The following is an 18110-nucleotide window of genomic DNA, read 5'->3' as shown; positions in this document are numbered from 1 at the left end:
CAATTAAACAAAATGGAATTTGGACTAAAAGATTTATTGTACATCGTTGGAATAGTAGCTTCGGCTATTATTTCATTTCTAGGTACAAGGCATAAGCTTAAAGAATATATCAGAGACAAAAATGATTTGTTAAAAGAACAAATCAATGATTTGAAAATTAAATTACAGGAACAGAAATCAAAGGACGATTTACAGCAACAAGTAATTGACCAAATAGGAAAACAAATGGACAATTTGATTCCTAAATTAGTTGATGAGTTAAAACACAAAAAGCAAGAACATGAACAATAGTGAATACAATCGCTTGCTTGAATTAAAGGACTTAATTAACAACAATTCTGCAAGTAAAACTGACAAGAAAGAGTATATGGGTATATTGTTTCGCAATGGAAATATTTCAAAGCAACAATATGATAATTTTTTATCTGACCAAAACTCAGATGATATTGTTAAAGCAGCACTAACCATTGGGGGGGTTGTTCTAGCTACTTGGTTAATTTCAAAATTGTTTGATTAAAGTAATAAAAACGGCATACAACAAGGTATATAGCAAATAGGGCGTTCGGTGGTTTAGGAAAGTTCAGTGCTATTTACATACACCTCTAAATCATTGATTTGGCTTTTAAGAATGAATAAATTAAAAACAAAATACAACGCTTTGGCTTTTTCATTCTGCTTTAAAAAGCATTAAACTTATCTCCCATAGCGTGTTTTAGATTCCATTTTTTGGTAGTGTCTAAGGCACGTTCAAGAACTATTAGTTTTTGGTCTGTATTCGTTTTAAAATGCTCTACTGTTTCGTCTGCAATAATTACATCTAAACAAATTAGCGTTTCTTTGTCTCCATCTGTAGCAAATAGAATTTCATTCTTCTTGAATTCCTCTTGTTTGGTTAAGGTGTAATTGAGTTTAAAACCATTTTTGATGAGTATTTCGGTTATCAATTCATTTTTATTGAATGCAGAAACCAATTGTGCTTCCTTGTCTTTGATGTATTTTTTTAGTAATTCAATATTCTCTGCTGACGTTTTTTCAGGGTCTGGAGCAAATTCTACTCTTGGGAAGTTTGATTTTTGAAGTTTGAATACTTTAAAGCCCAAACCTCTTAATTGCTCTTGTTCACTTTCTTCTTTTTTAAATAAGTCTGGCTTAGCCAGTTTCTTTTCTTTAATTATCTTTTCAACTACTCGTTTGTTACGTTCAATGGTGATGTCGCTTATTTTTTTGTAGCCAGCTTTGTAGGCTTCTTCTTTTTTATCAATTATTTCCGGAATCTGTACAACTATATATTTTCTTTGTTGATTGTCTTCTTCATTTATTTCTGTAACAGCTTGTCCTGTTACTCCGCTTCCTCCAAAAAAATCTAAAACTATATCGTTCGATTTGGCATTTGAAATTTGAATTAGACCTCTGATTAATTCTTTTGGTTTTGGGTTACTGAATATGTTTTTCTCTCCAAATAAAGAAGTCATATCATTGTTAGCACCTTGGTTATGTCCAAATTGGTCGTGAGACCACCAATTTGTAGCACATTGGCCTTCTTCTTCTCGCTCAAACCTAAAATATTTCTTACGCGGAAATCCATCTCCATTTTTTGGGAATACTATTCTATTATCTTTTAATAGTTTTTTATAAGTGTCTTCATCTCCCATCCATTCTCCATTATATTCTTTTTTATTATTTGGGTTTGTAATAACATATTTACTACCCGATTGATCTGAGCCTACTTTCCAAGGTTTTGAAGCCCAATCACCTCTTTTATCATTATCTGGGTTAGAAAAATCTCCCGTTAAATCTACTTTACCAACACCTGCCTTTTTATACTCTTCTTTATTTTTAGAATATGAGATAATGTGTTCAGCAACTAATCCAATCATTTTGGATTTATCATTCGGTTGATTGTGTCTTCTACGCCAATGTATATGACCTTCAAAATTTTCTTCACCAAATATTTCATCACATAATTTCCTTAAATGGTGTACTTCATTATCATCAATAGAAATAAAAATTACTCCTTTTTCGCTTAAAAGCTGTCTTGAAATCAATAATCGGCTATACATCATATTGAGCCAATTACTATGAAAACGCCCATCGGTTTCTGCATTGGAGTCAATTTTATAGCCGTTTTCAGTCATTTCAGCGTCTTCCCAATATTCTTTACGGTCTTGATTAAACCTGTCGGAATACACAAAGTCTTTACCTGTATTGTAAGGTGGGTCAATGTAAATACACTTTACTTGCTCTCTGTAACTGTTGCTCAATAGTTTAAGTACCGCTAAATTTTCTCCTTCAATAATCAGGTTTTAGCTTTCGGTAGGATTTACACTTTTATCTTCATCATAAACAAGCGTTGCATCAGTAGGTGTAAAGGCTTCTCTTTTGGCATTACTTTTTCCAAACCATCTAAATTCGTAACGCTCGGTTTCGTTTACGCTTTTGGGGTCAACTACTTTTTTCAGTTCGCTAACATTTAGTTTGCCATCATTGGTAAAAAGGTCTGGCATTAACTGTTTTAATTGCTCCAATCTTTCTTTGTTCCAATCGTGAGATTGTACGTTTTCCAATGGATTCTCAGTGTTTTGTTTATCGTTGCTCATTATGCTTCTTCAATTAATGCGTTCATGTCTTTTGTAGCTTCTGTTTTAAAATATTGGTAATCTTTAACAGGTGCTTTGTATTGAACTTCTACTCCTAATGTGGTAAAGTGCTTTACCGCACATTCAATTTTATAAATCTCACTTTCTTTTAGTGATTTTTTATCATTGATGTCGTTTGTTCCTTTGATTTCAATTACAAAATAAAACTCATTTTCTTTTCCATCTCTTAAACTTTTACGTTTCATAACAATACCAAAATCGGGATTGTAGTTTCCAATAGGAGTGGGGATTTTGTAATAAGCAGGGAGTTTCATAAAACAAATAATCTCATCATCTACATCTGCTCCTAAAGCAAAACTTCTTTCTATATTACTATCAGTTAGCATTCTGTTATAGAAACCTCTGTTTGGAGTATCTCTGTATTGTGAATCATCAACTTGTTTTACAAAGTCATTAAATTCAAAAGGAAAAGTTTCATCTGTTAAGTGGTAATCTAACCCTCTAAGCATTTCTTCCAATTCAATATTCTTAATTAAGGCAGATGCTTGATGAATAAATTGAGGAGGGTTTTTAGCGAAGTTTTCGAGATTAGTTTCTTCTATAATCTTTATGGTTGTGATATAGCTTAAGCCTGTGTTTTCACTTATTTCTTCTGCTAAATCCAATGCTGAAAAATGAGCTTTGAGTTTATAGTTTTCTTTACCTCCAAATTTATCTTCAATACTTTCTTCTGTAATTGAACCAATGGTTCGGCTACTCACTTCTGCTACATAATCAGCTATTTCAATAGTATTCAAAGCTTCTTTACTTCTTTTAATCAACGCCTCTTCGTTAAAACCAACAGTGTAATTTGTTTTCTTTGCTAAAGCATTCCAAAATCGCTTAAAGGCTTTATTAATGGTGTCATTCTCGCTACGCTTAAAATGAACTTCATTTTGTTTTTCTCCTTTGTGTGTATGGGTCATTCCAGCACCCGCATCTGGACTTCCGTAAACCTCTTTTATTTCCTCTTGATATTGTGTTACAAAAGTTTCGTAGGTTTCGTTTGGAATTACTGTCAGTTGGTTAATTCGTTCATTATCACTTACATTTAATTTATCATAAATACGCTGTCCGTTAGTATCTACACATATTCTTAAACCTCTACCAATTTCTTGGCGTTTTTTAATTTCAGAAAAAGAATTGCTCAATGTAGCAATGTTAAAAATGTTTGGATTATCCCATCCGACACCTAAAGCGGAGTGTGAAAAAATGAACTCAATTTGATTGGATACGGAATCGCCAAAACTTAACAAGCCTTTTTTGTCTTTTAAAATAGCATCAAAAACAGCTTTGTTTTTACGCATTGATGTTTCATTATCTGTAAACTCGTTTTTGGTAGTTTTTGCAAAATAAGAACCTTGAATCATTTCAATATGTTCTGCCGATGGTTCTTTGTTTTCGTGAAATTCAGGGTATATTTCTTTATACTTTTCAATGAATAGGTTTTTGATTATTGGTTCATCACTTACATAATTTGCAACTTTATCAATAAAAATAAGCGAAAGGCATTTTATGCCTTTTTCTTGTAGTTTTTGTTTTTTTGTGAAGTGGCGAACTATAAGCCATTCTAATTGTAACGCCCAAATGCTTTGCACATTTCCAGATGCTTGTTTTTCAAAAATTTCAACACCATTATGAAAGCTAACAGACCATTTTCCGGTTCTTAGACTTTTATTAATTCTACTAATGGTGTATTTTAAATAACTTGGGTTGTTGGTTATTTTGCCTAAGTTATCGCCATCTTTCAGCCATTTTGTATTCTTAAATTCAATTTTTCCACTTATTGATTGATGCCAAGCTTTAATTTTTGCTTGTATTGGGTTTTTTGCGTTTTTGGTTTCCGAAAGTTCGAGTTTTAAAGTGGCTTCATCATTCTTTTCGGTAACGGTTAACACTTCAATCTTTTTTACTAAACCTTTTTTGTAACTGTCGTAAGGCGTTAAACGATAGGTCTTGTTTTTTGCAACTTTGTGTGTTGCCGAATATCTAATCTTAAATAAAGGATTAAGTTTAGCAATTTGTTTAACGGAATTTGTTGTGTCCATTCCCTCTTGCGGTTCATCCATTATGATAATTGGATTTGTTCGTCCAATAGCTTCAATAAAAGGAATGTTTGCAAAAAGGTCTTCTCTTTTGGCTTGGTTCAAAATTTTGTCTTCCGAGTTAAAAGAAGCCAAGGTCATTACCATTATTTGCGGGTGTTGTTCTTCTACAAAGTTGGTTACTTTATTCAGTCGTTTACTGCTGTACTCAAAAGCTTTTGGTGTAAATCCGTAAATTTCTTCCAGTTGTTTTTCAAAAGTTGAAAGTGTACTTAAAACTCCTTGTCGTATTGCAACCGAAGGAACAAGTATGATGAATTTTGTAAATCCGTAATGCTTGTACATTTCGTAAATGGATTTAATGTAAACAAGTGTTTTCCCTGTTCCTGTCTCCATTTCAATAGTCAATTCTCGAACTTCTTCAAGTTTTGCAACTTCTTCATCAATTCCGTTTTCGAGTAAAATCGCTTTGATATTTTCCGCTAATTGTTCGTTTGAGAGCGAACAAATATTTGAACGAATACCTTCCGAACAAGCATTGTCAAATGTGTTTTTATCGTTTCCGTCAAATACATTCACAACAGATTTGATTGCGTTTTCCTGATATTCTAATAGTTCTAATTTTAATTCCATCAGTTTCCGCTTGTATTTTTGTTGATGTATTTCATTTTCTGCTCGGCAACTTTTAGGGCTTTGCTTCCAAGTGCCTCATCCTTTATTTCGTAAAGTATTTTTTCGCTCAGATACTGAATCAGTAGGGTGTCTTTGTCTAAATCCAATATTTCGGCAAACTTTAAGATTTGTTCTTTTGTAGCTTTTCGTTCGCTTCTTTCTATTTTACTGAGTATTGCAGTATCAATATCGAGTTTGGCAGATACGTGTCGTAAAAACAGTCCTTTTTTTTCTCTGTTTTCTCGGAGTATTTCGCCTATTGATTTGTTTTCTTTCATTTGTGAAATATCACTTGATTAATTACACTTGACAATTAATGTCAAATGTAATCAGTCTTTTTGGATTTTCAATGATTTATCTTTTCAAACTTATCAACAGTCTGTGAGCGGTGGGGAAAAATAGCTCTTTTGGTTTTTTAGGGTTGGCTTGTGTGTAGCAAAAACCAAATGTGCTATTTGTGCGGCTGTTTTTTAATGAAACACAACGGTCTGTATATGGTGTCGTAGCCATCCCGAAGGGTGGCTATGCACTATATACCTTGTTGTATGCCGTTTTTATTTTATTCACTTCGCTTGTCAGTCAGCGTTGGCAAAGACATACTCTTTTGCAATTTTTGGATTGTGCGTTGGCTGAAGCGAATTGCAAATGTGTATGGCTTTTAGCGTTGGCTTATGCTAATTCATATTCAATGCTATTCAGCTCGCTTTTTGATTTTTCTCTTAATTCAAACGAGATTTTCACTTTTTTGCTTATTTCCTTAGTAGTTTTTTCACTTGGTACGCTAATTAATAAATTCTTAAAATCGTTATCAGAAATATTCGGAATTGCAGCTCCAGTCCTTAACATTGAGATTTGATTAAGAAAATATTCGGACTTTAAATAGTAAAGTAAATAATAAGGGTCTATTTTAAAATTGCGTAAAACTCTAAATCCATTAGTGCAAATTGCACCATCAAATTCAGAGTTAACTAAAGCGGTTGCGTGTTTTCTTGAACCTATGGAATTTCCAGCAATTGCAGTTATAATGTCCCCTTTCTTAATTTCATAAGATGCTCTACTTGGTAATTCATATACTAACATTTCTGTTGAATTTATGATTTCTAAAGAAGGTGTGTTAACATCAGATAATTCTACATATTCAACTGTCGAATTTTTGTTCGCTAATTTCTTGCTCTTTGTTTTGACTACTTCTACAACATCAGATAGACGAACAGCATTGTTTTTTTCTATAAGTTCAATTAGTTTTCTGTTTTTTGGTGAATAATAATCATAATCAAAACGACCATTTAATTCATTGTACTTTATTGAGTACGAGTTTTTGGTTTCAATATTCTTTGAAGAATGGAATTTTTTGTAATCTTCAATTACAGTAGTTAAATCTTCATCAAGTATTGGGTTTTTATTGTCATCACGTAATATATTACCATATTCATCTTTTTGATAAATGGGGCTACCGTTTTTATTACCTTGATAACCTATTTTACGTATTTGACTGAAAAACAAAGGATATTCTCTATCTAAATTTGATGTGTCTTTTTGAACGAATAAAAGTGAAGTTTTAACACCAGTTCCATAAGGTATAAAGGTTTCTTGTGGTAAGTTAACAATACCTAAAATTTTAGTTCTCTGTTTAATGTAAAACCTTAAATATTCTAAAGAAGGATTTTCAAAATGACCGTTTGGTAAAACAATTCCCATTCTACCACCTTCTTTTAACAAGTCAATACACCTTTCAATAAATAATATTTCAGCAACCTGTCCTGTATGAAGTTTATTGGTTTTAATAAATTCGTTGTCATTTACTTTTTTCCATTTATAGCTTAAATCAAAAGAAGCAAGGATTTTTTTATCAGATATTTTCCCTGCTGTTCCAAATGGTGGATTTGTTAAAACAATATCAAAGCCTTTAGATGCGTTATCTACTTTTACCTTTAATAAAACTTCATCATAATCTGTTAATGAGTTGATACATTTTACATTTGTTTCAACATTTGCTTCAAGAAGCAGTTTCATTTTTGCAATTCTTGCAATACTTTTATTAATATCTAAACCGTAAAGATTCTCGGAAACGACTTTTTCTACGTTAACCTTTTTATTGTTTTTTATGATATAATTAAAGGAAGAATTTAAAAAACCACCACTTCCACAAGCTGGGTCAATTATTGTTTCGTTAGGTTTTGGTTGAATTATACTTACACAGAAATCTATTATTGGTTCTGGTGTAAAAAACTGACCTCTACCATCTTTTTCTTGATGAGAAAAGAATTTTTGAAATGCTAATCCTTTAGCATCATTTGAGGAATTGATTAAGGAAAAATCTTGTAACTTATTAATTGTGTTTGCTAAAGATAAAGGGCTCAATTTTATTCTATCTCCTTTGTCAAACAAGTCTGAATATTCTTGAATTGTAGTAGAAAACAGATTGTTAATTCGTTGAAGTAGTTGTTCTGATTTTTTAGAACTTTTTATTTTTTCAAATTCTGTATTGTCAATATAAAATTTCTTTTCTTTCTTTTTTTCGTCAATAACTTTTATAAAGAGGATTTTTATAAATTCTTCTAAAGTTTGTTGAGTTGAAAGTCCATCATTAGCATAAATGAAGTTATGAATTTCTTCAAACTTTCTTAATAATTTATCGGTCTTGGTTAGTTCAAAATCTAAATTTAACTCCATGGGTTACACATTTGTGACAAATGTAATCACAAATGCGTGTTTAAAAAAATATTACGATATTTTAATTACGATTATCTATTTGCATATCTGTTGCGGAAATGGCATCTTCATCATCTAAAGTTTCATAAGCCAAGTTGAAATTTCTATGCCATTCTTCAGATAGACTTAATTCGTCATCATTAAAAACAAATCCCATTATATAATTTTGTTGTAGATGATTGTTGTCGGAATTAGAAGGTTCTAAATCTGTAGGATTTGCAAAAACAAATTCGTGTTGCGTGTATCTCAAAAAAATATCAATTGAAATAAGGTTAAACTCATCTATTCTTGGTGTAGCTTGAGTTCTATGATTTGCACCAGATGTTCCTGAAACAAAATGTGTCTCCAAAACTTTAACCTTTTGCATAACATACGATAATCTCTCATCAATTTGAGCAGATATTTCTTCTCTAGTCAAATTCCTTAATTCGTTAATAATTTCTGCTTTTCCAGTATTTGGTAAATCTCTACCTTCATATCTATTCAAGTATTTTTTTATTTCCTCAAAGTCATATATTGTTAATGAGTATTCATCTTGGAAATTCGGAAGTTCATTATCAACCCATTCTTTTATTTGCTGTTCAGCAGGTGAGTTTTCATTAATCCAATTAATCTTATCACTATGGTTGGACAGAAAACTTAATAACTTGTCATAATTATATAGTTTATGCCACTTTTCAGAGTTTGATTTTACACCTTTACTTTCAAGAACAAACCAAGGCTCGTTCTCTCTTTTAAAGTAGAAATCTCCGTGATGATTTGCGTGTTTTGCACCTTCCCATTTTTCTTTTATTCTGTGTACTTCAAAGCCTCTTGCTTCTAGTCGTTGTTTAAGTAGTAATTCTGTTATTGAACCGTTAACGTAACCTTCAGCGTTAGGGCTTAATCTTAAAGCGTTAAAAAAGACATCTTCAGTTACACCATATTTTCTTAATAAGTAATCTGTAATTTCACTCATATTCCTCTATTTTTTTAAAAAGTTCTGAAAGAGAAATTTGTAGTGTTTCAGCAAGTCGTTCAATTATTTTTAGAGATATATTTCGCTCTCCTTTTTCTATATCGCTTATGTAAGTTCGGTCAATATCAGATTGGTTGGCTAAAGACTCTTGAGAAAGTCCTTTTTCAAGTCGAAGTTCTTTTAATACAAGTCCAAATTTTCTTTGCAAATTCATCTCGCAAAGATGAAATTATGTAGACTATTGTACAACGGTCAATTGTTCTCATTTTGATTCGAGCGTTGGGGAATTTTAGCTCTTTTGGTTTTTAGAGCGTTGGAATTTAGCGTTGGCAAAAACCGAAAGTGCTAAAATATGCGACTGATTCATTATGAAACACAACGGTCTGGCTAAAAAGCGTTGCCATCCCGCAGGGTGGCTATGATTTTTTAGCCTTTGTTGGCAAACGTTTTTAATTATTCAATTTCACCCTCATTTAAGTATAAAAGAGAAAGACTTTGTAGTTGTTTCCACCAAGAATATGTTGTCTTTGAAACATACATGTTTGATTGGTGATTTGAATGATACTGAACCCTGGGAATTTCCATCCTTGTCGAAAAGAGTAATCTGTTTCTTTTGCTGAAGGATGAATCCATTGTCGAACCATTTATAGCTACCGTTTTCATTTTTCAAATAGTTAATGGTCTTATCCTCTTTAAGAATGTACAAGAACCAATGGGTCAATATGTATTGTCTATCATTATGTTCTGTTACAAGTGAAATGGGGTTGGTTGTGCCATAATCCCCCTTCTTGTCTTCTGGGATGATGTATATTTTTTTCAGTGTTTCCGCTTTGGTTGACCTGATAGGTTTTCCCTGAGTAACAACCCAAGTAAATTCTCGAAGCGTCATCTGAAATTCCTGCACCATATATCCAATCTTCTCCGGAGCCTAAAGAAAAATTCATCTCGAAGGTGAATCCGCCAACCTCAAATTTGTGGCTACGGCTTACATCCACCCAATAGTATTCGTCTTGGCCCAACCCTTCAAATGCGGATTGAGCGTCCTCTCCAGACAAAAACTCATACGCTTGAATGAGTTGCTTAGTCCGTTCCTCTGCTTGCGGATTATTAGGATTCTTATCAGGATGCCATTTTACTACCTGCTTGCGAAATGCTGCTTTGATTTCTTCTGGTGAGGATTGGATATGCAACAAAAAATGGTACAAAAAGTTAAGCTACATTTTTGATTTGATATAATTTTTCAAATTCGATGATATTTTTGTAACCAAGAGCAGAATGTCTTCTGTATCTGTTGTACCAAGTTTCTATGTATTCAAAGACTTTAATTTGAAGACTTTTGTTGGATATAAACTTATTGTCTATCATTAGTTCTGTTTTGATTGTTTTAAAAAAAGATTCAGCTACTGCATTATCCCAACAGTTTCCTTTTCTACTCATACTGGGTGTTACATGATAACTTTTAAGGATATTAACAAACGCATGAGATGCGTATTGTACACCTCGATCAGAATGAAAAATCATACCTTCACAAGGCATTCTGTTGTTTACAGCCATTCTCCATGCAGCAATGATAGTTTGTCTTGCTTTGAGTCCATTGCTCAAAGACCAACCAATGACTTTACGATCAAACAGGTCAATAATTACCGTTAAGTACAGCCATCCTTGTGCAGTCTTTAAATAGGTAATATCAGAAACCCATTTCTGTGCAGCAGCGGTAGCTTTAAAATCTCTATCCAATACATTATCAGCTACTGGATATTGATGCTTAGAATCTGTCGTGACAACAAATTTCTTTTTACGAACTGCTTTAATCCCGTGTTTTTTCATCAATCGTGCTACCCTAGACCTAGATACTTTAAACCCTTTAGCTTTGAGTTCCTCTGTAATTCTAGGACTTCCATAAGTAGATTTACTTCGCTCACAGATACGGTGAATCTCAGAGAGTAGCATACGATTTTTTCCATCTCTATCTGATGGAACATAATTCTTACTCCTGTAATAACTGTTTCTACTAATTTTAAAAATTTTACACATCTTCCCAACCGGATATTCTCTACTGTAATCTTTGATAAATTTCAATACTTCCGATCGCTCTTGGAGAAGATGCTCACGGCATTTTTTAAGATATCCCGCTCCATGGTAACATCCTTGAGCTGTTTACGTAATCGCTCTAACTCTTTCTGATCTTCTGTGAGTTGTTTGACGCCATTACCGCTAAAAGCTAAATCAGGACGCTGTTCTAATTCTCTACGCCATCTGTAAATAAGATCTGCACTGATTCCCAATTCCATGGCAATCTGCTTTGTGTTACCTCGTACATTGCTTAATTCTACTGCTTTAATTTTAAACTCTTTACTGTATTTTCTTCGTTTCATATGGTTAAGTTATTTTAGATAAAATTAGCTTAACTCTTTGTCACTCTAAATGTAGCAAGTCCATTCGGCTCGGTAAATACAATATCAGAGAAGTACAACAGATGTGTGGTCATAAATACATAGGTTCTACCGAAAGATATCAGCAAGACAATTTAGAGAATTTACACAAGGCCATCCAAAAGTTCCACCCGCTAGGTTAAATACAGCTCAAAATTCAAGGTGTTCAAGGTTCCAAAATCCGCACCTTTTATTATCAATTTTTCTTATAGTGGTATAAGAAAAATGGATAGTACAAAGCTTCTAGTGGGTGATTTAGCAATATCCAAAACTTGAAACTCCTCAAACTTGAAACAAACTATAGCGGAATCAAAGGTGTTCGCTACGCCCCTCTGTGCAGCACTTTTGTTTGGCCAAAAAGGGTCCCTGCGGGCGTTCCTTTTGGTCAAAAAAAAGCTGCTGCCTCCTTACTTCTGCTCCGCTCACCTGCAGCTCCTCTGTATTTTTGTTAACGGCTCATGGGTCGCCTACAAAAATCCACCGCTGCTTATCTGGCGCAGCCGCTGGTGCCAAAGCCTACTGCGCATTTTTTTTTAAAAGGAGTTTTTTATTTTTTAAATCAAGGAACAAAAAAATGCTTGTGGCGTGTCCACGCTGCTCACTTAATCGTTCACAGCCCCTGTGTCCACGTCGGCTTTGGCGCTGCGCTTTCGCTGCGCTGGTTTTGCGTACAACGCAGAACACTCAATCGGCGTTGGCCTCTACAAACAGTGCGGTACCAGTAAAAAAAGGGAAATACATAGTGGGCTATTATCCTACAAAAAGTTTACCGTTTTTTTAGTTAAATCCTAAAATAGATTTACAGTTCAAAATCAATCCTAAAATGAGTTTACAGTTTTTAAAATCAGTACGGAAAACAGTTTAGATATCAGAAGCTAAAGAACTTACAACAAACTATGTAGTTCCCCTGCTGAACGCGCTATCGCTTGTCTCATTTTAAAAAGCTGACGATTTATCTCCCCGTATTCTATGATAAAAACAAGTAAAAGTTGAGATATTATTTTTACTAATTTATGCAGCAAATTTAAAAGTATCTACATAGGGTGTTTGTCGTTTGACAACGGCAAACACTCTTGCTATTAATTTGTTTCTAATAATGTTAACGGTACTCATTTTACTTTTGCCTTGTTTTATTCTTTTATGATAGTATAATTTCATTTCTGGGTTATGTTGTATAGCAGAAATAGCGCACATATTAATAATTGCTTTCAATTTTTTATTAGCCAAATGAGAGACTTTTGTACGTCCTTTAATACTAGTTCCAGATTGGTAAGGAAAAGGAGCAACACCACAATAAGAGGCAAACTTTCTCCAGTTTTCAAATTTTGAAAAATTGTCAGTAAACACAATCATCATTATAGCAGTTTGCATTCCTATACCTTTAACACTAGTAACAAGTTTATAGGTTTCTTTTAACATTATATTTTGGTCAATAATAGCTTGCATTTGAGTATTAATCTTGTGTATTTGTTTGGTTAGTTCTGCAATCATTTTTTGTTGAACGTCAAAGATTATTTTATACTCTTTTGCTTTATAAATTCTTTTTTGTTCTTTCAAAGTAACTTTAAAACCAGCTCTTTGTTTGTTAAGTTTTGTCCTTAAAGATAAGAGACTTTTTAGTTGTAATATACTTCTTTTAGGTAGCTTACTGGGTTTAAGTTCTTCTTTTAATCGATACCCATATAGAGCAATGCGTTTGGCATCAATTTGGTCATCCTTTCCACGAGCAATACCAATAGATCTTTTAATTTCTAAACCAGAAGCTATGAAAAAAGATAATTTTTGTTCAGTTAAAGACACAGATAATAAATGAGAGTACATTCCTGTATGTTCAAATACAAACATGGTTTCTTCTTTAGAGAAAGACGAATTTTTAAAACTCCACTTTAGCATTAATTTAAATCCAGATTTACTGTTCTCAAACTGTTGAACAATTTGTTTAGAATAGATACAAACATCAATTAATAATTTACTGACATCGATTCCGATAATTTCATTTGTTTTCATAATTTTGTAATTAGATATTAATAATAGTTACTTAAACTAAGACCTTTAATAAGGGCAGAAACTGAAATTCTATATGGTTCTAAGTAACTTTTAAAAAGAACGGAGACTAATACGGGGGATGGCTCTAAAAAGCTAGCTGGCCGCTAAAGTTCACTCCGTTCTTTTGTGTTTTTGGTTATCAACAAAATAAGAGTTATTAACAAAGAAAAAAAGAAGCAAAAAAAGAAATTTCATCATAACTATTATGTTTTTATTTTAAGTAATTATTTCTATTTGCTAATCTAAAGGGCTTCGGCCCTTTCTATAAATCCTCACCTTTTTAAAACGGAAGTTCCCCCCAATACTTAATACTCAGTACTCAATACTCACTACCAATTACCGATAACAAATCCACCAATGAACCAACAAGTATCCGGAATTTTTTTATATATTAGCATCAGCTATGACAGCAAGCGAGCATACATATCAAAATTTTTTCTTCTCAGGGGAGATACCGTGCCAGAAAAAGGCAACCGGAGAAAAAAAATGCGTAAGCGCACTACAGTTCTTTAGTCAACCTGAGGGCTATGTAACATATGAAAATCAGCAATTTAACTACGTGTACCAGTATCGAGATCAGCTCGGAAACGCCCGCCTGAGCTATACAGATACGGATGAATCCGGGGATATCTCTCAAGACGAGATTATCCAGGAGAATCATTACATGCCATTTGGGTTGAAACATAAGGGTTACAATAACGTAGTTTCTTCGAACGGAAATTCTGTAGCACAGAAATTTAAGTATAACGGGAAAGGGTTAGAAGAATCTTTAGGCTATGCAATGTACGAATATGAAGCAAGGCATTATGATGCTGCTTTAGGGAGATTTGTTACTATCGACCCTCTAGCAGAGGATTATTCGTATCAGTCAACCTATGTTTATGCAATAAATAATCCTATTCGATTTATTGACAAATTAGGTATGGGGCCTGAGTGGATTGATAACGGTGGTGGAACATATACAGCTGAAGATGGAGATAGTGCTTCTACTTTACATACTCAATTTTTAGCAGACCAAGGATATACATTTGAGGAAGTAGACGCAATGGTTCAAGAGCAATATGGGCCTAATAGAACAGAAGGTGGAATTGAAAAATCAAATGTTCATCCAACTAATATAGTTCGTGCTGGTAGAAAAGTAACAACAGATTTAGGTACATTTTATGTTACACGTAATAGTGGAAAAGATAATAATGCTACCCCAACTACAGATGAAAGTACCAGAGTTGTAACTTTAACCAAAGAATCTAGAATATATTTAACAATGATAAGTGCACTTGTTAGATTATATGATGCTAGACCAGGAGGTACGAAAAGTAAACTCAGGACATCTAACATGAAAAACCCTAAAAAATCTACCTTATCATCAAAAGTTAAGAAAAATTCAGATGCGAGAGCAAAAGCTGATGCAAAGAAAAAAGCAGAAGCTAAAGCTAGAAAAGAAAAAGTAAAAAAACGAAAAAAGAAAAGTGATAGATCACGAAAAAAAAGAAGCATAGGAATCATTAGAGATTATATAGTATTTTTGAGTTTCAGATAAAAACAAAGAATTCCTAATACAGAAGTATTGGGAATTCTTTAGCCTAAACTTGTAACATGCTGATTAATAGTTCTAAATTAAAACTTATATTATTTGTTTTAATACCTCTTATTTGTGGGGTTTTTATTTTCGAGAAGACTTTTGGAGTAAATTACACTCCTACTGAATATGAAAAAGAGTTAATCAGTTATTTTAACGAGGTAGTTATGAAATCTGAGTATATTGATAACCCAAATAAAGTTATCAAATGGAAAAAACCTATGTGCCTTTCCATTTATTTTGATGAAGAATATCAAGGTCAAATGAAAGCCATAGAAAGAACAATTAATAATATCAACAAGTTGGCAACTGATGGCTTTAAAATAAAGCTAAGTGATAACATGTTAGAAAGTAATTCGATACTTTATATCTGTAATTTTGAGAGACTTTCTACATTGAATCATAATTTTCACAAAAAGATTAATGATTTTATTAACTATGAAACATCAGGAGTTGCTTATACCGAATTCAATGAGGACAATTATACTATTGATAAAGCATTGATTTATATAAATTCCGAAGACCCACTAGGTATACAAGAGTCAACAATTTTAGAAGAAATAACCCAAAGTATAGGCTTGCCAAATGATCCTTTGACTTACCCTAATAGTATCTTTTACAAAGATAAATCTGAAGATAATAATGATATGAAAGAATATACAAAAATGGATACTGATATTGTAAGATTATTATATCACCCAAAAATGAAGCCAGGCTTAAACAGTAAACAAACAAAACGAATAATAAAAAAAATTTTGAAGGAGGAAGCAAAATCCGTCAATAAAAAAATTAAATAAAAATTATTTACAATAATGAATATAAAAAATAATCTATTTCTCTATTACTTTAGTTTAGCTATTCTGTTGATTTCTTGTAATGATAAAAAAGAAACCATTCAAAAATCTAACGCAGAAATTATTGAGTTGAATTACGATTTTCACAACTACATTGGAAACATTAGGGATAAATCAAATCCGCCTATTATCAAAGAAAGAGATTATTTAGAAATCAGGGTAAATCAAAAAGGAGAATGTCAGATTAAAGGAAAAATAGTAAGCGACAGTTTAATTATTTCCGAATTAAAGAAGTACATAATTCCTAATTCAGAAAATAATCAAATGCCTTTAACCCATTGAAAAAGAATTTTATTATTCTGGAAAGGTGTTAGTAACTAAGCAATTATTGATTGTTGGTTTTTATAATAAAATGCTTAATTATAAAGATTACACTAAAGTAAGAAATGAATTTTCAAAAAAAATGTTTAATAAAAGTATAAGTGATTTAATAAATTCTAACAAACAAGATGACCTTTTAAAGGGAAAAGAAGTTACAGAGATTTTTCCCATTTTATATACGGAATCCGTAGTCGATTAAAATCCGAAAATGCTCTAAACCTATACTTTTTAAAGTGATTAAAGGTAACCCTCTAAAAATTGATTTTGAAATAAAATGATTCAATCTAAACATTGTGATTTGTGTAAATATGAAAAAAGAAGTCTGAAAAAAGGTCTGGCATGTGGACTTACGAATAAAAAACCTGATTTTAAAACGATTTGTGATAATTTTAAAATAACAAATGCAACTATAAAAAATTATAAAAAGATAGTGGGCGAATTTGAAAATCTTAGGATAAGAAAAAAAGTTATTTATTTTAAATTCTACATTTTAATTGTTTTAGGTCTCAGTTTAATCCTATTTGGTAATTTCTATCTGAAAGAGATATTTGAATCAGGTAATTACTCATTAAAGTTTATGTATTTTATTTATGGGTCTGGAGTGACATTTATCACTATTGCTTATAGTGTTTTAAATAAGTGCCGAGGAAAATTTAATAGCATTGAGGATAAAAAAAGAAAAATTGAAGAAATTCTTGAACTATACGAGATGGAATTATAAAAGATAGAAATTAAAATATAGTTTTCAGAAGGGATAATAATTCTAAATTGAAGATTATTAACAAAACATAACGTTCTTTGAAAATACCGTACTGAAACTAAATTTAAGGTTCTAAAAATTGATGAAAGCTCAAAAAAATGTAAGCTAGCCACTATCCCTTTGGAATGCAACATAAAGGGTATAATAACGTGGTTTCGGCAAATTCAAATTCGGTTGCGAACAAGTTTTCATACAATGGCAAAGAATTAAATGACGAGCTTGGGTTAGATTGGTACGATTATGGAGCACGTAATTACGATGCGGCTTTAGGTAGATGGCATTCAACTGACAATAAAGCTGAATTCTATTTTGCAAACTCACCATATGTATATGCATTAAATATCCCTATCCAAGCAATTGATCCAGATGGGAATATTGTTATTTTCATAAATGGACTTGGAGGTGGAGGAGCTTCTTATTGGAGAACCTATGGAAAAGTACCTGTATTTACTAGAAAACCTTCAGAATGGATGGATCCAGGAGAATACCATTATGAGTATAGAGAAATTACAGCATTTGATAAATCTGTAATGAGGCATTTTGGAGATTTTAACGCAAGATATATTGATGGTTCTCCTGGTAGTATATTTAATAATTTTACAGCAGGACAACGTTATAAACAGGGTTATGCTAAAGGGAAAGCATTGGCTTCTTCAATCATTGAAAGTTTAGCTAGAGACCCTCAAGGAAATATTACGGAGACTATAAAGATTGTTACTCAGTATGGGAGATGTTTATGGTAAAGGATTTGTAAAAGCAATTAAAGAATATATCAAAAACCATAAAGACCCGAGAGTCCGAAGAGTGCTAATATCTTTAGTGGCTGACTTCGATCCTTTTCAAGCTGGAAGTAAATATGGAAAAGCTGATCCTAATATTTATACACAACAATTTATTCATGACGGTTTTTGGGACATCTTTGGAGCAGGATGGTTAGCTAATGAAAACGAAGAGGGAGCAGATGAAACAAAAGATGATGAAAAGAAATCATCACATTTTATTGATACTTTTTTAGGGGATATTAGTAATTTACAAGAAGGAACTTATGAGTGGGATAAAGATAAAGAAGAATGGGTTTGTACAAATTGTAATTAG

General features: G+C 32.3%; 19 protein-coding genes. 9 read left to right on the top strand and 10 right to left on the bottom strand.

Going from position 1 to position 18110, the window contains the following annotated elements:
* Positions 1-12: 12 nt before the first annotated feature.
* Both GKR88_03060 and GKR88_03055 read left to right on the top strand, forming a co-directional pair.
* A complete protein-coding gene (locus tag GKR88_03060) occupies positions 13-291 on the top strand; it encodes a hypothetical protein (GenBank protein QMU63359.1) in 279 nt (92 codons plus the stop codon).
* Complete coding sequence (locus GKR88_03055) at positions 281-517, top strand: hypothetical protein (GenBank protein QMU63358.1); 237 nt, start codon at positions 281-283, stop codon at positions 515-517. Before GKR88_03060 ends, GKR88_03055 begins: the two co-directional genes overlap by 11 nt.
* Before the next feature lie 160 nt (positions 518-677).
* Here the strand turns inward: GKR88_03055 and GKR88_03050 are convergent, their stop codons facing one another.
* The 9 genes from GKR88_03050 to GKR88_03010 all read right to left on the bottom strand — a co-directional run bounded on the left by GKR88_03050 (position 678) and on the right by GKR88_03010 (position 11398).
* Positions 678-2300 carry a site-specific DNA-methyltransferase gene (locus GKR88_03050; GenBank protein ID QMU63357.1) on the bottom strand — a complete coding sequence of 541 codons (1623 nt, stop codon included), beginning with the start codon at positions 2298-2300 and terminating at the stop codon, positions 678-680.
* A gap of 3 nt (positions 2301-2303) precedes the next feature.
* The gene (locus GKR88_03045; GenBank protein QMU63356.1) at positions 2304-2597 is read right to left on the bottom strand and encodes a hypothetical protein; all 294 of its coding nucleotides are present in this window, start codon (positions 2595-2597) and stop codon (positions 2304-2306) included.
* Complete coding sequence (locus tag GKR88_03040) at positions 2597-5314, bottom strand: DEAD/DEAH box helicase (GenBank protein QMU63355.1); 2718 nt, start codon at positions 5312-5314, stop codon at positions 2597-2599. Before GKR88_03040 ends, GKR88_03045 begins: the two co-directional genes overlap by 1 nt.
* Complete coding sequence (locus GKR88_03035; GenBank protein ID QMU63354.1) at positions 5314-5631, bottom strand: helix-turn-helix domain-containing protein; 318 nt, start codon at positions 5629-5631, stop codon at positions 5314-5316. Before GKR88_03035 ends, GKR88_03040 begins: the two co-directional genes overlap by 1 nt.
* 391 nt (positions 5632-6022) lie before the next feature.
* Positions 6023-8026 (bottom strand): N-6 DNA methylase, encoded by a 2004-nt coding sequence (locus tag GKR88_03030; GenBank protein ID QMU63353.1) that lies wholly within the window; start codon positions 8024-8026, stop codon positions 6023-6025.
* 61 nt (positions 8027-8087) lie between these two features.
* The gene (locus GKR88_03025) at positions 8088-9023 is read right to left on the bottom strand and encodes a hypothetical protein (GenBank protein QMU63352.1); all 936 of its coding nucleotides are present in this window, start codon (positions 9021-9023) and stop codon (positions 8088-8090) included.
* Positions 9016-9237, bottom strand: coding sequence for a helix-turn-helix domain-containing protein (locus GKR88_03020; GenBank protein ID QMU63351.1), 222 nt, complete (start codon positions 9235-9237; stop codon positions 9016-9018). Before GKR88_03020 ends, GKR88_03025 begins: the two co-directional genes overlap by 8 nt.
* Positions 9238-9760: 523 nt before the next feature.
* On the bottom strand, positions 9761-10228 hold the full coding sequence (locus GKR88_03015) for a DnaJ domain-containing protein (GenBank protein QMU63350.1): 468 nt from the start codon (positions 10226-10228) through the stop codon (positions 9761-9763).
* Between the two features lie 4 nt (positions 10229-10232).
* Positions 10233-11398 (bottom strand): IS3 family transposase gene (locus tag GKR88_03010; protein QMU63349.1). Its coding sequence is split into 2 segments (ribosomal slippage): positions 10233-11134 and positions 11134-11398, totalling 1167 coding nucleotides; the frame shifts between segments, so codons are not numbered across the junction.
* Between the two features lie 502 nt (positions 11399-11900).
* On the opposite strand from GKR88_03010, the gene GKR88_03005 reads away from it, so the two are divergent.
* Positions 11901-12236 (top strand): hypothetical protein, encoded by a 336-nt coding sequence (locus GKR88_03005; GenBank protein QMU63348.1) that lies wholly within the window; start codon positions 11901-11903, stop codon positions 12234-12236.
* Between the two features lie 230 nt (positions 12237-12466).
* On the opposite strand, the gene GKR88_03000 is transcribed toward GKR88_03005, so the two are convergent.
* Positions 12467-13462 carry a transposase gene (locus tag GKR88_03000; protein ID QMU63347.1) on the bottom strand — a complete coding sequence of 332 codons (996 nt, stop codon included), beginning with the start codon at positions 13460-13462 and terminating at the stop codon, positions 12467-12469.
* 442 nt (positions 13463-13904) lie between these two features.
* Here GKR88_03000 and GKR88_02995 point away from each other — a divergent pair, with 442 nt between their 5' ends.
* The 6 genes from GKR88_02995 (at position 13905) to GKR88_02970 (ending at position 18110) form a co-directional block, all read left to right on the top strand.
* A complete protein-coding gene (locus GKR88_02995; GenBank protein QMU63346.1) occupies positions 13905-15041 on the top strand; it encodes a hypothetical protein in 1137 nt (378 codons plus the stop codon).
* Between the two features lie 56 nt (positions 15042-15097).
* On the top strand, positions 15098-15877 hold the full coding sequence (locus GKR88_02990) for a DUF2927 domain-containing protein (protein ID QMU63345.1): 780 nt from the start codon (positions 15098-15100) through the stop codon (positions 15875-15877).
* A gap of 15 nt (positions 15878-15892) precedes the next feature.
* On the top strand, positions 15893-16216 hold the full coding sequence (locus GKR88_02985; GenBank protein ID QMU63344.1) for a hypothetical protein: 324 nt from the start codon (positions 15893-15895) through the stop codon (positions 16214-16216).
* Positions 16217-16553: 337 nt separating this feature from the next.
* Positions 16554-16976 (top strand): hypothetical protein, encoded by a 423-nt coding sequence (locus GKR88_02980; protein ID QMU63343.1) that lies wholly within the window; start codon positions 16554-16556, stop codon positions 16974-16976.
* A gap of 164 nt (positions 16977-17140) precedes the next feature.
* Positions 17141-17758 carry a hypothetical protein gene (locus GKR88_02975; protein QMU63342.1) on the top strand — a complete coding sequence of 206 codons (618 nt, stop codon included), beginning with the start codon at positions 17141-17143 and terminating at the stop codon, positions 17756-17758.
* On the top strand, positions 17739-18110 hold the full coding sequence (locus GKR88_02970) for a hypothetical protein (protein ID QMU63341.1): 372 nt from the start codon (positions 17739-17741) through the stop codon (positions 18108-18110). Before GKR88_02975 ends, GKR88_02970 begins: the two co-directional genes overlap by 20 nt.

Source organism: Flavobacteriaceae bacterium (assembly GCA_014075215.1).
Lineage (GTDB): Bacteria > Bacteroidota > Bacteroidia > Flavobacteriales > Flavobacteriaceae > Polaribacter.
Note: the sequence above shows the minus strand (reverse complement) of the source record. Positions and strands in the feature narration are given on the sequence as shown.

What these genes read in the sequence shown, in the direction of transcription:
- GKR88_03060 (QMU63359.1), top strand. Translation starts at nt 13, where the DNA reads ATGGAATTTGGACTAAAAGATTTATTGTACATCGTTGGAATAGTAGCT.
- GKR88_03055 (QMU63358.1), top strand. Translation starts at nt 281, where the DNA reads ATGAACAATAGTGAATACAATCGCTTGCTTGAATTAAAGGACTTAATT.
- GKR88_03045 (QMU63356.1), bottom strand. Translation starts at nt 2,597, where the DNA reads ATGAGCAACGATAAACAAAACACTGAGAATCCATTGGAAAACGTACAA.
- GKR88_03040 (QMU63355.1), bottom strand. Translation starts at nt 5,314, where the DNA reads ATGGAATTAAAATTAGAACTATTAGAATATCAGGAAAACGCAATCAAA.
- GKR88_03035 (QMU63354.1), bottom strand. Translation starts at nt 5,631, where the DNA reads ATGAAAGAAAACAAATCAATAGGCGAAATACTCCGAGAAAACAGAGAA.
- GKR88_03030 (QMU63353.1), bottom strand. Translation starts at nt 8,026, where the DNA reads ATGGAGTTAAATTTAGATTTTGAACTAACCAAGACCGATAAATTATTA.
- GKR88_03025 (QMU63352.1), bottom strand. Translation starts at nt 9,023, where the DNA reads ATGAGTGAAATTACAGATTACTTATTAAGAAAATATGGTGTAACTGAA.
- GKR88_03020 (QMU63351.1), bottom strand. Translation starts at nt 9,237, where the DNA reads ATGAATTTGCAAAGAAAATTTGGACTTGTATTAAAAGAACTTCGACTT.
- GKR88_03000 (QMU63347.1), bottom strand. Translation starts at nt 13,462, where the DNA reads ATGAAAACAAATGAAATTATCGGAATCGATGTCAGTAAATTATTAATT.
- GKR88_02995 (QMU63346.1), top strand. Translation starts at nt 13,905, where the DNA reads ATGACAGCAAGCGAGCATACATATCAAAATTTTTTCTTCTCAGGGGAG.
- GKR88_02990 (QMU63345.1), top strand. Translation starts at nt 15,098, where the DNA reads ATGCTGATTAATAGTTCTAAATTAAAACTTATATTATTTGTTTTAATA.
- GKR88_02985 (QMU63344.1), top strand. Translation starts at nt 15,893, where the DNA reads ATGAATATAAAAAATAATCTATTTCTCTATTACTTTAGTTTAGCTATT.
- GKR88_02975 (QMU63342.1), top strand. Translation starts at nt 17,141, where the DNA reads ATGCAACATAAAGGGTATAATAACGTGGTTTCGGCAAATTCAAATTCG.
- GKR88_02970 (QMU63341.1), top strand. Translation starts at nt 17,739, where the DNA reads ATGGGAGATGTTTATGGTAAAGGATTTGTAAAAGCAATTAAAGAATAT.